Raw genomic sequence first — 14,145 nt, forward strand, 5'->3', positions numbered from 1 at the left:
ATGAGGATTCTGGTGGTGGGCCCGTCCTGGGTGGGCGACATGATGATGTCGCAAAGTCTCTATCGCACGCTTAAGGCGCGCTATCCCCAGGCGATAATCGACGTGATGGCACCTGCGTGGTGCCGTCCGCTGCTGTCGCGCATGCCTGAAGTCAACGAAGCCATTGCCATGCCGCTGGGTCATGGCGCGCTGGAGATCGGCGAACGCCGTAAACTCGGTCACAGCCTGCGTGAAAAGCGCTATGACCGCGCCTATGTGCTGCCTAACTCGTTTAAATCAGCTCTGGTGCCGTTCTTTGCTGGCATTCCCCATCGTACCGGTTGGCGTGGCGAAATGCGCTACGGTCTGCTAAACGATGCGCGCGTGCTGGATAAAGACGCATGGCCGTTGATGGTCGAGCGCTATGTGGCCCTGGCTTATGATAAAGGTGTGATGCTGACGGCCAAAGATTTGCCGCAGCCTCTGCTATGGCCGCAGTTGCAGGTCAGCGAAGGCGAGAAATCACTGACCTGTAGTCAGTTTTCCCTCTCTGCCGAACGCCCCATCATCGGCTTTTGCCCTGGCGCGGAATTTGGCCCTGCAAAACGATGGCCACATTACCACTACGCAGAACTGGCAAAGCAATTGATCGATGAGGGCCATCAGATTGTGCTGTTTGGCTCGGCAAAAGACCATGAGGCCGGAAATGAGATCCTGGCGACGCTGAGCGTTGAACAGCAGGCATGGTGCCGTAATCTGGCGGGGGAAACACAGCTGGAGCAGGCCGTCATCCTTCTCGCAGCCTGCAAAGCGGTGGTCACCAACGACTCTGGATTAATGCACGTTGCCGCCGCGCTAAACCGCCCATTGGTCGCATTATACGGCCCCAGCAGCCCGGATTTCACTCCGCCTCTTTCACACAAGGCGCGCGTGATTCGCCTGATTACAGGTTATCACAAAGTACGCAAGGGCGATGCGGCAGAAGGCTATCATCAGAGCCTGATTGACATTACCCCCCAGCGCGTACTGAAAGAACTCAACGACCTGTTGTTACACGAGGAAGCCTGACGAATGCGGGTACTGATCGTTAAAACATCGTCTATGGGCGATGTACTGCATACGTTACCTGCATTAACTGATGCGCAGCAGGTCATGCCGGATATTCAATTTGATTGGGTAGTGGAAGAGGGCTTCGCGCAGATCCCATCCTGGCATGCGGCCGTTGACCGCGTGATCCCAGTGGCGATTCGTCGTTGGCGTAAAGCCTGGTTTTCAGCGCCGATTAAAGCCGAGCGTAAAGCCTTTCGCGATGCGGTGCGTTTACGCCAGTATGACGCGATAATTGATGCGCAGGGTTTGGTTAAAAGCGCAGCGTTGGTTACGCGTCTGGCGCGTGGCATCAAGCATGGTATGGACTGGAGCACGGCACGCGAACCCTTGGCTAGCCTGTTTTATAATCGCAAACATCACATTGCCCGGCAGCAGCATGCGGTAGAACGTACGCGTGAGCTGTTCGCCAAAAGTCTGGGATATGCTAAACCGCAGTCGCAGGGTGATTACGCTATCGCTCAGCATTTTCTGAAAGAACGTAATGCTGAGACAGGACAGTATGCCGTATTTCTGCATGCCACGACGCGTGATGATAAACACTGGCCAGAAGCCAACTGGCGGGAGCTAATTGGCCTGTTAAATAACGCTGGCATACGTATTAAACTGCCCTGGGGTGCTCCCCATGAAGAAGCACGGGCCCTTAGGCTGGCGGATGGTTTTTCTTATGTTGATGTTCTTCCACGGATGACTCTTGAAGAGGTCGCTCGCGTATTGGCGGGGGCAAAATTTGTGGTGTCGGTTGATACAGGCCTGAGCCATTTAACCGCTGCGCTGGATCGCCCTAATATTACGTTGTACGGTCCAACGGACCCAGGATTGATTGGTGGGTATGGGAAGAATCAAGTGGTATGTCGCTCAGGAAGTGAAAACCTTTCAGACTTGCTTTCTTCGACCGTATTTGAATCAATTAATTGCGTTTTTTTAAATAATTGTCTGCCGGTGTCGGAGAAATGATGGCTTTAACAAATTTTTTTTCAAATGAGAAAAAAAACTGGAAGATAAACTGGAATAGAGGACTTGTATTTCTTTTTATCGCCACCTATTTCTTAGGTGATATTACACGTTATAAACATTTGATTGTCATACTAATGACCATCACTACGATAGTTTATTTATGCAAGAATCCTCGTCATTACATTTTAACTTTTAAAACATTTATTTTTGCAAGCGTATTATTTCTTGTAATCGCTACTTTCGTCTCTTTAATGTTCACTCCTGAACTAAAAGCTAGCCTGAAAGAGATAAACAACTCAGTTGTTGAAAATGTCTTATTATGCACCATTGCGATCCCTGTTTTATTAAGAGAAGAAAGCAAAGAAACCATTTCGAAGTTGATATTCTTCTCGTTCCTTACTGCTCTTAGTTTGCGATGCCTTTCAGAACTTGTCCTTTATTATCAGGACTATCAGCAAGGAATCATGCCTTTTACTAATTATCAACACCGCGGAATTTCAGATGCAATGGTATTTTTATTCCCCGCGCTTCTGAATCTATGGTTACTTAAATCAGCAAAATACCGTATATTATTCCTGGCGCTAGGGGCAATATATACCTTTCTAATTCTCGGAACATTGTCCCGTGGCGCCTGGTTATCGGTATTTATTATCGCTCTAACATGGATAGTCATATACAAACAATGGCGATTGCTTGCTGTTGGAAGCCTCATTGCTATTGTTGCCCTGACAGCTATTTTTTCACATAAAGATATGTCAGAGAAACTGACATTTAAATTACAACAAACTGACAGCTCATACCGCTATACTAATGGTACCCAAGGAAGTGCGTTTGACCTAATCCTTGAAAACCCGGTTATAGGCTATGGCTTTGGTAACAATGCTTATAAGATAGTGTACAACAAGCGTGTTGTTGATTATCCAAACTGGACATTCCGCGAGTCAATTGGACCACACAACCTTATTCTCTTTGTCTGGTTTGGTACAGGGTTGCTTGGACTTCTGGGATTAATACTGGTGTACACAAGCATTGTGAGAGAGTGTGTCACGCATGCATTTAGGGAGAATTATCACTCCCCATACAATGCTTACATGATAATTTTACTTTCATTTGTCGGTTATTTTATTATTCGCGGTAACGTTGAGCAGATTGAATTAGATCTGTTGGGTATTTTTGCTGGGTTACTGTTAGCCCTGAAGAATAAATAAATCATTAAAAAAGGCTACTTTATGTAGCCTTTTTATCACTCGAACCAGTTACAAATAACCTCTTCAAAACGTTGCGTAACCGCAGACCAGCTATAGTTTTTAAAGACGTATTGCTGCCCTCGTTGGGCCGTATTCGGTAAATCACTTTCCAGCATAACCCTGATGATATCCTCAGCAATAGTGTCTGCAGTCATCGGCTCTGTTAAGTGATAGCCTGTAATCTTATCTTTAACAAACTCAATCATGCCGCCTCGAGTGCTGACTAATACAGGCCTTCCGGCTCCCATAGCCTCAATTGCCACCATACAAAATGGCTCCTGAAACTGCGAAGGAATCACTACTATGTCTGCCAGTGGATAGTAATAGTGCATTTTCTCGGGAGAGATACTACCCAACATAATGCAATGTGGTTTGAGACGCTCGGCTATCTCCCGCACTTCGCGCTGATAATCACCTTTATCATTCTTACTTACTTCCATGTGATCACCAACGACCACAAGCTTCAGATTTTTGTTTTCATGTTGCAGCTTTTCAAAAGCCTGCAGAAGCAAGAGAACACCTTTATCAGGTACTATGCGTCCAGCAAAAAATACCACCTTGCTTTCTGGGGAAATATTTAATTTACTCTTTGATATGGATTCATAGGACGATTGATAGATATCCAGGTCAATACCATTAGGTACAATAACAATATCAGCTTCAGGAAGATAAGATTGATAATAATTCTTCAAAAACAAACTTGGTACGATCATCTTAACTTTTTGATCGAGCAACTTAGGTTCAAAAGCATTATGCATATGAATCACAACTCTTGCCTGAGGAGCTCGCGAACGAATTTGTCGATATAGCTTCATACTGTTATGGACAACAATCACACTTTGATCGGTTATCTCAAACTTTTCAGCAACTTTCAGTATGCGCTTTGAATAAGGTACCGGATCCAGTCGGGTCCACTTTTGGAAAATACGTTTATATAACGGACTAAATCCAATGCGATGAATACTGCATCGTTCGTTTACGTAAGAATAATCAGAATATCCTTCATTCTTTATGCAGACAATACGATTAGGGAATTGAGTTCTCTGTGCAACCTGATACATCCAGGTCTCAACTGCTGCGGCACCACGTGGTGGAATAGAATAAATAGGGGTTACAGTAAATATGATTTTATCAATCATAAAGATCACCTTCACATTGTCTTATATTTAATTGCTGCGATCAGGCCTGGAATTATTTTATTTTGATAAAGAAGATGCTTATATTTTTCTCTATATTCATGTTTTTGTTTTGCAACTTGATAAGGCTGATTCTTCCATGGTGACTTATCATATACTGTGCGGAAAAACTGTGCTGAGGAATAATCAGCCCACTCGTGCCATGGTTTTGTTACACCAGTATAATGAATAAATACTGTCTCTTCATTAATCACTGATTTATAATGATTTTTATTTTTAATTTCAAACTCAGACTTCAATGAGTAAATTGAGTTAAATTTTCTCGGTAATAATACCGCATGATGCAAAAACATAATATTTAAAATATCTTGATCAGGATATTTTACTTTGGAAACTATATTTTCATCTGACAATAGTTCAAAAAATCTCTTCGTCAAACTAGAGTTAAGCCATTGTTGCAAGTTTATATACATGACCCCCGAGTTAAAGTAGTTGCCTTTAAACTCAGGGTTATGTAAACGTTCTGCGCTTTTAGCCTGCATGGAATCAACATCTACTACGACCGCACCATATTCCCCATCAAATTTCAGAGCGGCAAGATCCTCTAAAGAGCCTTTACACGTAATATCAGCATCTAGATATAGCAGTCGATCTAATCGTTCAGAAAAGTAATCAAATGAAAGCAAGCGATAGTATATTGACACTGGCCATATATTTGTTTTAGGCAGTGACACCAACGGTTCAGAATCAATATGATATAGCTTAATAACTGTTTTATACTGTTCTGCTAACTGTGTCAAAAGTGCAATATAATCTTGGTCTAAATAATCCGCAATAATATGAAAGGTAAAATTAATATTACTCTCTTTATTATTTTCAAGGATAGATGCAATAGAGATTGCCGCACCAGTTTGGTAATTTTTATCGATCCCCCATGAAATATTAAAAGTGTCACGATCATCACATGGAGTAACACGTCTGTCTAACTCAATGATATCTTTGAAGTTAGTTAACCTTTTGAAGTCCAATTTAATTACCTTTAATTATTTCAGCTATATTTTTCAGCGGCCAAGTTCTGCATAGTTATGGATGATTTTAGTAATGCACTTAACCAGCAGTTAACCTTTCAACTTAGTCAGATAATAATTAAAGTAGCTATACAGTCCCTGAACGTATAACCCTTGTTTAAATTTATGCTTTGCACAATATCTGAATTGGTTACTATTGGTCGGTTTGAGAAGCGCGACTGAATGCCAGGGCGAGGCCTCTTTCGCAACTAAAAAACTCTTCGATACCGGATAGTTGGACCACTCATGCCAGGGTTTAGTCGGTCCTACATAATGAATGAAGACAGTTTCATTATTAACAGGGTTGACTACTTTATCTTTCAGTTCATAATTAATGCTAAAGCGAGTATTGTATTTACCATTGATAAAAGTTACTTTTCCGGCTAACAACACATTAAGGACATCTTGATCAAGATGAGTTATTCTTTCCACCCATTCTGGAATACGCAACATTTCGATGGCTCGGGAAGAGATATTATTACTGTGCCATGCGTTGATATTGATAAGTAAGAACCCAGCATTAAAGTATCCGGCAGTTAATTCTGGAGTGGCCAGCGTTACAGAACGATTATGCCACCATTCGGAATCTCTTTCCGTTACAACGACAGCGATCTCATCTGCGGAAAACTTATAATCGACCAGTTCTCGCACACAACCCTGGCAAGCAATATCAGCATCAAGGTATAATAATTTATCTACCTTATTATAGAAATAATCTGCAATAACAAAACGGAAATATGTTGCATAAGTCCAATTTTTGGTACTAGGTAAGTCTTTTAATTTATTGCAATCAATTAGGTAGACTTTGATACAGGATTGATATTGTTTAGCCAGATCGGAGAATCTGGCTTTATCACTCTCATCGAAATAATCAGTAAATATATGAAATGTGAAATCGATTTTTTTATTCGACAATAATATAGAGGCTATTGAAACGCCGCAGCCAAATAAAAAATTCCTGTCAATACCATAACCGATATTAAAACAGTCAGCAGAAGTATTTTCCCGAAAATCGTACTCAAAAACAGAAAGGATAACTTCTTTATCACTAAATTGAGACATTTGACTCTTACCAATTTTTGAGAAATAGACCACGTTCTCACATGCCCTATTCCAAATAGTTCAGGATAAATTAATCACAGAGATTTACGAATTGTTCTTTCGCGTATTTTATTAGCTTTAACCTGTGCTTCATTGAACAAATCAGCCTCCTGGCTTAGGATGCTTTTCAATGGCAACTCGCAATAGACGCGTAGAAATCTATATATATCACGCTGTGTTAATCCAATATTCATGGATGAAAAATAGAGACCAATCAAGTCTTTGTCACGCCAGCGTCGGGGAACGGTCGACCGAATCTGAGCACGGTGCAAATCAATCACTGAAATCTTGAGATCGTCCTCATGCCCAGAAAAAGGAAGATGTAATAAAAAGTGGCAAATATAGCAATCGCGATGATTGATACCTCCAGCATGCATCTTACGCACCATGGTGGCAACACGATCAATAATAATACGCTTCACTTTCACATCGGGAGAATTTGTGGCCCATTCCGCACAGTAATCTTCCAGGCTGATGGTTGGAGTGAGATCCTCAGTAATAATAAACGAGGTTTTAGTCAGTGGATTCAATCCTTTCTCACCAAATCCCACCCCTGTCATTGTATCCACGCCCAATTGACTCAGGCGATGAATAGCATTCCATTCTCTATCAGCACCTAATACTGGCATGCGTAATGAAAGTAGATTTTTAACAATCTCCTTCAGAGAAGTGCCTCTGTGCCATTTTAAAAAATAGCTTTTACCCGCTAGTTCAAATCGTAGCGTACGGCGAGTTTCCAGCTCTCTGAATACTTCACCTTGTAAATTTTTAACTTCTTCAAATGCATCTTTCCCGCGCCATAATGTGGCTAACGGTTCTTTTAATTCAACCATCTAAACCACCCGTAATCATATCCGCTGCTTTCTCCGGTAGGCTGTATAAATCTTGCGTATCCGCATAGTTTCGCGCATTTTCCCTCCACTCAGAACACAATGAAGGCTCTACCAGCGCTTTACGTAAGACTTCATTCAGCCTTTCTTGCCGGAATGGTTCTGCAATTGCCATACCACAGTTAGCATCAACAATATAATGCGCGTAACCGCATACAGCTGTGGTCAAAACCGGCAGCCCTGCAGTGATTGCCTCTAGTAGCACAATGCCTGCCGCCTCCTGATAAGCCGGATGCATCAATAAATCAGCCGCAGCCATTAATTCTGCAACATCATTACGGCCTGAATAGAAATGGACATTACTGCGTACGCCAAGTTTTTCCGCCAACGCCTCAAATTTTCTCGGTTTGTCTTGTCCAACAACAAACAGTAGCGTATTGGTTCGAAGAGTTTCTGGTAATGATGCCAACGCGCGAATTGAACGATCCACACCTTTACGAGTGAAATCAGAGCCTACCTGTAATAAAAGATTTTGTTGCTCTGTTATACCGTTTTTCTGGCGAAAAACTTCATGGCTATTCGGGATCTGCTGACTATACTTTCTGTCCGGATAAATCCCGGGAGGAAGAATATGAAATCGCTCAGCTTCTGTCTGATAATGCTTCTGAAAATCAGCAATCTGCTTATCAGTTAGCATTAATAGCTGCGTCGATTTACCCTGCTCAAACGTCGCACGCTCAAACGCTGCATAGTGCCGATATCGTGAAGTTAACCGATAGAGGAAACCTTTTTCTTGCGCCACTTTCTCGGCATAGCAAACGTCAGCAGCATAGTAGATATCCAGGCCCGGCATTTTATTAAAACCAACAACCCGATCGACAGGATGCTGAAGTAAATGTGCCTGGACCCAGGAATAATACTCCGCATTGCGGCCATGGTTTGTCCGGGACTTTACCGGTACAAGAATTAATTCAAAAACGTCAGGACACTCACCTTCCCAGGACTGCGTGTAGACACGAACATGGTGACCTCGTGCCGCTACAGTTTGCGCAATGCGCATAAAATCACGCTGTAACCCACCGAATGGGAAGTATTTATACAAACAGAAAGCAACAATCATACGGGACTCCCCGCTTGTGGCGGCACAAGTCTACCGGGTAATAGTTTATCGACAGCAGCAATAACATCGTCAGCGGGAATCACCGAAAGATACATTTCATTGCGATCGCGCTGCTCACGTGGTGGCATCGGACGGTAATCACCAGCCCAAAATTGAATCATCTGCTTTGACCATGGTCGCCAAAAATTATGATCCGTTGCGCCAAACAGGCATATCAATGGTGTATCAACCGCAGCAGCAATGTGTCCGGGAGCAGAGTCCACCCCAATAAACAACTGGGCATGATCGATGACTGCTCCTAGCTCTGGGAAGCTCATCTTTCCGGCCAACGCAGTAACGGGCTTTTCTTTGCAACCTTGTGCAATTTCATTCACGCAAGCCAGATCGTCTGCGCCTGGGCCAGAGGTCAGAACTACCTCCAGACCACGCTGGTGTAAGGCGTCAATTACCTGTGAAAACTTTTCGTTATTCCAACACTTGAAGCGTTGACGTGCCGTCGGTTGAATAACAACGTATTCATCACCAACCCCAGCCCGATTTAATTCTGTGCGCATACGTTCCCAACTATCCGGAGGATAGCTCATTGTGGTATGCGTAACAGTCGAGTTAAGTTTCAACGGGGCCAGCACAGACAGATTACTTTCCACCACATTTTCTCCGCTCAGCGGAGCCAGACATGTAAAACTATTTTTCCAAAAAGAAGATTGCCGATGAGCATAATCCTGAGAGATTTTAATCGGCGCATTCAGTAGCCGCATCAATATCGCGACGATCCACTGGTCGGTAAGGTTTACAACTAAATCATACCCATTTGCGCGTAACGTTGTGGCCAGGTGCATGAAATTAGTAATTTTGTCGGTTACTTTTGTCTTTTTATTTTTAATACCATAAAGGGCATTAATTTCTGGGTTTTCCGACAAAATTGGGATGGTATCCTGATAAAGAAGCACGTCGATTTTCGCTTCAGGATAGTTCTGCTTTAGCGTACTAATGACAGGAGTTGTTAACAACATATCTCCGTGAAAACGCATTTTTATGACCAGAATTCTATTAATTGGCTTATCCACAAGCGGCTCTTTTATCGTGAGTGTCCGGTAAAGTTAAGCAGAAAAAAGCACGCTACCGCCCCAGGCTCAACAGCTACCTGATTACTGATATCGCACTGATTTTTTACGCGCTAGTGTATCACTTCTTTCGCCATGTTCCGACTCGAATAATTCTTGCACAACCAATATCATTAATCCATATAAATCAATAAATTACCCTGTCAAGACCTTTTGATTTTAAGCTCTCTGGCTCGACTAAACCTGAAAATATCAACAGATATCGTAAAGATGCAAAAGATGTTTGCACCCAAGGTAATCCCCGCCTGAGACGCTATTTAATTTAAAAATAGGAAAAGTATTGGTAAAGCCACAACTAAATACATAGAATCCCCAGCACATTCATAAGTCAGCTACCATTATGCTCGAATTGCTTTACACCGCCCTTTTCTACCTTATTCAGCCTCTGATCTGGATACGGCTTTGGGTGCGCGGACGTAAGGCTCCGGCCTACCGTAAACGCTGGGGTGAACGCTACGGCTTTTACCGCCGTCCGCTTAAACCAGGCGGCATCATGCTTCATTCGGTTTCAGTAGGCGAAACGCTGGCAGCTATCCCATTAGTCCGCGCTCTGCGACATCGTTATCCCGACTTGCCAATCACGGTAACCACCATGACGCCAACCGGTTCCGAGCGCGTACAATCCGCTTTTGGCACTGACGTTCAACACATTTATCTGCCGTACGATTTACCGGATGCCCTGAACCGTTTTCTGAATAAAGTTGACCCCAAGCTGGTGTTAATTATGGAAACAGAGCTGTGGCCAAATCTGATCGCGGCACTCCATAAGCGCCACATCCCGCTGGTTATTGCCAACGCACGTCTTTCAGCTCGTTCAGCTGCTGGCTACGCTAAATTAGGGAAATTTGTTGGCAGGCTGCTGCGTCGTATCACCTTGATTGCCGCCCAGAACGAAGAAGATGGTGCACGTTTTATTGCGCTTGGCGCCAGAAGCAATCAGGTCACCGTCACCGGCAGCCTGAAGTTTGATATTTCCGTCACGCCGCAACTGGCCGCAAAAGCAGTCACATTACGTCGTCAATGGGCGCCTCACCGCCCGGTGTGGATTGCAACCAGCACTCACGACGGCGAAGAAAGCATTATCATTGCCGCCCATCAGGCGTTATTAAATCAGTTCCCGAATCTTTTACTGATTCTGGTTCCCAGACATCCGGAACGCTTCCCGGATGCTATTAACCTCGTACGCCAGGCTGGGCTAAGCTATACCACACGCTCTTCGGGCGAAGTTCCGTCATCGGGTACTCAGGTTGTGATCGGCGACACCATGGGCGAGCTGATGCTACTGTACGGCATTGCCGACCTCGCTTTTGTCGGCGGTTCACTGGTTGAACGTGGTGGACACAATCCACTGGAAGCCGCGGCACACGCCATTCCTGTATTAATGGGACCGCATACTTTTAATTTTAAAGATATTTGCGCCCGCCTCGAACAGGCAAGCGGATTGATCACCGTCACCGACGCAACGACGCTGGTGAAAGAGGTCTCTTCTTTACTGACCGATGCAGATTATCGTAATTTTTATGGCCGTCACGCAGTTGAAGTTCTGTATCAAAATCAGGGCGCGCTACAGCGTCTGCTGCAGCTGCTGGAACCTTATCTGCCACCCAAAACGCATTGAGGCAAGTCATGCAAAAACGGGCGATTTATCCAGGAACCTTTGATCCCATTACTAACGGCCACCTCGATATTGTGACGCGTGCAACAAGCATGTTCGATCACGTAATCCTGGCCATTGCCGCAAGTCCCAGTAAACAGCCGATGTTTACTCTGGAAGAGCGCGTTGAGCTGGCGCAACAGGCAACGGCGCATCTTGGCAATGTCGAAGTTCTGGGATTCAGCGATTTGATGGCAAATTTTGCCCGCGATAATCAGGCTAATATTCTGATCCGTGGTCTGCGTGCGGTAGCCGATTTTGAATATGAAATGCAGCTGGCCCATATGAACCGTCACCTGATGCCACAACTGGAAAGCGTCTTTTTGATGCCGTCTAAAGAGTGGTCATTTATCTCATCGTCGCTGGTGAAAGAAGTTGCCCGCCATCAGGGTGACGTGACGCATTTTCTGCCGAAAAACGTCCATCAGGCATTATTGGGTAAACTGAAGTAATACGTCTGGCCGGATGAGACGTATGCGACCTCCGGCCAATAACGGTGTTATTTCTGACAGCGACGGCAGTAGAACGTTGTGCGCTGGGCGTGTTTTGTCGCAATGATTGGCGCGCCGCACGCGCGACAGGGTTCACCTTCTCTCCCATAGACTTGCAGCTCCTGGGCAAAATAGCCCGGCTTACCGTCACTTTGCAGGAAATCCTTCAGCGTGGTGCCACCCTGCTCGATAGAACGTAGCAAAACCGCCTTGATGACGCGCACCAGCAGTTCACACTCGTCCTGCGACAAAGATGACGCCAGACGGTCAGGATGGATGCCAGCCGCAAACAGCGACTCGCTGGCATAGATGTTACCCACCCCCACCACCAGCTTGTTATCCATCAGCCAGGGCTTAATCGCAGTTTTCTTCTTCGCACATTTCTGCTGCAAATAACCGGCGTTGAAATCATCGCTCAGCGGCTCAGGACCAAGATGAGCGAGGACATTATGCCCATCCAGCTCTTTAGCCCACAGCCATGCGCCAAAACGGCGTGGATCGGTATAGCGCAGGACTTTGCCGTTGCTCATCACCAGGTCAACATGGTCATGCTTTTCTGCCGGAAGTTCTTCAGGGAGGATACGCAAACTACCCGACATCCCCAGATGAATGATTACCCAGCCATCCGATAGCTCCAGCAGCAGGTATTTCGCGCGCCGCTGTACGCTCAGAACGGGTTTATCACTCAGACGATAGATTTCCTCAGATACCGGCCAACGCAAACGACCGTTACGCACCGTCGCGTGCATAATCGTTGCCCCCACCAGATGCGGCTCAATACCGCGGCGGCTGGTTTCGACTTCAGGTAATTCAGGCATAGTATCTCCGGCGATGTATCAGGTCACATTAATATGGGGACGGCCAGAAAACAAAAAACCCCGCCGAAGCGAGGTTTTTTATTACATCAAAGCGAGAATTATTTGATTTTCGCTTCTTTGTAGAGAACGTGCTGACGGACAACTGGATCGAATTTTTTCAGTTCCAGTTTTTCCGGCTTAGTACGTTTGTTCTTCGTAGTGGTATAGAAGTGACCAGTACCAGCAGAAGAAACCAGCTTGATTTTCTCACGAATACCTTTAGCCATGATTTATTTCCTCTTAGTACTTAGTACTTTTCGCCACGGGCACGCAGTTCAGACAGAACTGTTTCGATGCCTTTCTTATCAATAACACGCATACCTTTAGCAGATACACGCAGGGTGACAAAACGCTTCTCGCTCTCAACCCAGAAACGGTGAGAGTGCAGGTTAGGCAGGAAACGGCGTTTAGTCGCGTTCAGTGCGTGGGAACGGTTGTTACCGGTCACCGGACGCTTGCCAGTAACTTGGCAGACTCGGGACATGTCTATTCTCCAAAAATCAAATTAGCTCGAGCTTCGTATGGGGTATCGGCGCCTCGTCAGGCTTTACAGCCCGGTCATCGCATAGTTCTAAGTGAACTCTCGATTGCCAGGCCCAAATGCCAAACCCGAGATTCTCAAAGGTGGCGTAGTATACGCTGACCCGGCGTTATGCTCAAGTCCCGAACAGACAAAGATCCCGATGGATCGCGTAAAGTGCGTTAAATCCAACCGCGTTCCGCAAAAGAAACGTACTCTCCGCGCCCAATGACCAGATGATCTAGCACCCGGATATCCATGAACTGACAGCATTTCACAACACGCTCGGTGATGAGTTTATCTGCTTTGCTCGGCTCTGCACACCCCGAAGGATGATTATGTGCAAGGATCACCGCCGAAGCATTCATTTTTATCGCTTCACGGACAATTTCTCGTGGATGCACCTCAACGTGGCTTAGCGTACCGGAAAAAAGTTTGCTGTGCTTAATCACACGGTGTTGAGAATCCATAAAGATCACAAAAAAGATCTCGCGTTCCTCTTGCGAGAGCTGACTTTGCAGAAATTCGCGCGCCATTTCCGGGCTAAGTATCGCGCGCTCCTCTATCACCCGTACGTTGTAATAACGCCTCGCCAGCTCCGCTATTCCCTTCAGTTGCGCGTACTTCGCGATACCGATGCCCTGAACGTAGCTGAAATCCAAGTAATCAGCAGACAACAGGCCATACAGCGAATCAAAATGCTGAAGCATCTCTTTCGCCAGCGTAAGCACATCTTTACCCAGCATCCCGGTGCGTAAAAATAGAGCCAGTAGCTCAACGTCGGTCAGCGAACTGGCCCCCTGCGCCAACAGCTTTTCCCGAGGCATTATACGTCCTGTATTTCCCATGCTTTTCCTCTCCTTTAGCGTGCGCATAGTGGCATAACGCCAGCGGTGAATCGACGCTCTGTTTTCACTTCTTCGTAGCGCCTCGCAAACTGGGTCGCGGGCAAAAG

The 14,145-nt window shown here is 45.3% G+C and carries 15 protein-coding genes; 5 read left to right on the forward strand and 10 right to left on the reverse strand.

What is annotated here, in order from left to right; all coding sequences use genetic code 11:
- From rfaF to rfaL, 3 genes are read left to right on the forward strand one after another with little or no spacing between them, the layout of a single operon-like run.
- On the forward strand, window positions 1-1,047 hold the full coding sequence (rfaF, locus tag OGW16_RS09640; protein WP_286518364.1) for an ADP-heptose--LPS heptosyltransferase RfaF: 1,047 nt from the start codon (window positions 1-3) through the stop codon (window positions 1,045-1,047).
- A gap of 3 nt (window positions 1,048-1,050) precedes the next feature.
- Window positions 1,051-2,043, forward strand: coding sequence for a lipopolysaccharide heptosyltransferase RfaC (gene rfaC / locus OGW16_RS09645; RefSeq protein WP_080625957.1), 993 nt, complete (start codon window positions 1,051-1,053; stop codon window positions 2,041-2,043).
- Window positions 2,043-3,251, forward strand: a complete 1,209-nt coding sequence (rfaL, locus tag OGW16_RS09650; protein WP_100194898.1) for an O-antigen ligase RfaL — start codon at window positions 2,043-2,045, stop codon at window positions 3,249-3,251. The genes rfaC and rfaL overlap by 1 nt, the downstream gene beginning before the upstream one ends.
- A 35-nt stretch (window positions 3,252-3,286) precedes the next feature.
- On the opposite strand, the gene OGW16_RS09655 is transcribed toward rfaL, so the two are convergent.
- The 6 genes from OGW16_RS09655 to rfaQ all read right to left on the reverse strand — a co-directional run bounded on the left by OGW16_RS09655 (window position 3,287) and on the right by rfaQ (window position 9,611).
- On the reverse strand, window positions 3,287-4,429 hold the full coding sequence (locus OGW16_RS09655) for a lipopolysaccharide N-acetylglucosaminyltransferase (RefSeq protein ID WP_286518365.1): 1,143 nt from the start codon (window positions 4,427-4,429) through the stop codon (window positions 3,287-3,289).
- A gap of 11 nt (window positions 4,430-4,440) precedes the next feature.
- A complete protein-coding gene (locus OGW16_RS09660) occupies window positions 4,441-5,454 on the reverse strand; it encodes a glycosyltransferase family 8 protein (RefSeq protein WP_286518366.1) in 1,014 nt (337 codons plus the stop codon).
- Between the two features lie 90 nt (window positions 5,455-5,544).
- Complete coding sequence (waaO, locus tag OGW16_RS09665) at window positions 5,545-6,555, reverse strand: lipopolysaccharide 3-alpha-galactosyltransferase (protein ID WP_286518367.1); 1,011 nt, start codon at window positions 6,553-6,555, stop codon at window positions 5,545-5,547.
- Window positions 6,556-6,629: 74 nt separating this feature from the next.
- Window positions 6,630-7,427, reverse strand: coding sequence for a lipopolysaccharide core heptose(I) kinase RfaP (gene rfaP, locus OGW16_RS09670; protein ID WP_286518368.1), 798 nt, complete (start codon window positions 7,425-7,427; stop codon window positions 6,630-6,632).
- Complete coding sequence (locus OGW16_RS09675; RefSeq protein ID WP_286518369.1) at window positions 7,420-8,544, reverse strand: glycosyltransferase family 4 protein; 1,125 nt, start codon at window positions 8,542-8,544, stop codon at window positions 7,420-7,422. The genes rfaP and OGW16_RS09675 overlap by 8 nt, the downstream gene beginning before the upstream one ends.
- A complete protein-coding gene (gene rfaQ, locus OGW16_RS09680) occupies window positions 8,541-9,611 on the reverse strand; it encodes a lipopolysaccharide core heptosyltransferase RfaQ (RefSeq protein WP_072033413.1) in 1,071 nt (356 codons plus the stop codon). The genes OGW16_RS09675 and rfaQ overlap by 4 nt, the downstream gene beginning before the upstream one ends.
- A gap of 397 nt (window positions 9,612-10,008) precedes the next feature.
- On the opposite strand from rfaQ, the gene waaA reads away from it, so the two are divergent.
- Window positions 10,009-11,286 carry a lipid IV(A) 3-deoxy-D-manno-octulosonic acid transferase gene (gene waaA, locus OGW16_RS09685; RefSeq protein ID WP_043018741.1) on the forward strand — a complete coding sequence of 426 codons (1,278 nt, stop codon included), beginning with the start codon at window positions 10,009-10,011 and terminating at the stop codon, window positions 11,284-11,286.
- Window positions 11,287-11,294: 8 nt separating this feature from the next.
- The gene (coaD, locus tag OGW16_RS09690; RefSeq protein ID WP_080625955.1) at window positions 11,295-11,774 is read left to right on the forward strand and encodes a pantetheine-phosphate adenylyltransferase; all 480 of its coding nucleotides are present in this window, start codon (window positions 11,295-11,297) and stop codon (window positions 11,772-11,774) included.
- A 47-nt stretch (window positions 11,775-11,821) separates the two neighbouring features.
- On the opposite strand, the gene mutM is transcribed toward coaD, so the two are convergent.
- The 4 genes from mutM to radC all read right to left on the reverse strand — a co-directional run bounded on the left by mutM (window position 11,822) and on the right by radC (window position 14,038).
- Window positions 11,822-12,631, reverse strand: a complete 810-nt coding sequence (gene mutM / locus OGW16_RS09695) for a bifunctional DNA-formamidopyrimidine glycosylase/DNA-(apurinic or apyrimidinic site) lyase (protein ID WP_043018743.1) — start codon at window positions 12,629-12,631, stop codon at window positions 11,822-11,824.
- A gap of 98 nt (window positions 12,632-12,729) precedes the next feature.
- On the reverse strand, window positions 12,730-12,897 hold the full coding sequence (gene rpmG / locus OGW16_RS09700; RefSeq protein ID WP_003024094.1) for a 50S ribosomal protein L33: 168 nt from the start codon (window positions 12,895-12,897) through the stop codon (window positions 12,730-12,732).
- A gap of 20 nt (window positions 12,898-12,917) precedes the next feature.
- Window positions 12,918-13,154 (reverse strand): 50S ribosomal protein L28, encoded by a 237-nt coding sequence (rpmB, locus tag OGW16_RS09705; protein ID WP_003024071.1) that lies wholly within the window; start codon window positions 13,152-13,154, stop codon window positions 12,918-12,920.
- Between the two features lie 218 nt (window positions 13,155-13,372).
- Window positions 13,373-14,038, reverse strand: a complete 666-nt coding sequence (gene radC / locus OGW16_RS09710; RefSeq protein ID WP_047407836.1) for a RadC family protein — start codon at window positions 14,036-14,038, stop codon at window positions 13,373-13,375.
- Window positions 14,039-14,145: the final 107 nt, after the last annotated feature.

Origin of the sequence: Citrobacter sp. Ce104, from assembly GCF_030334595.1 — a bacterium.
Lineage (GTDB): Bacteria > Pseudomonadota > Gammaproteobacteria > Enterobacterales > Enterobacteriaceae > Citrobacter > Citrobacter europaeus.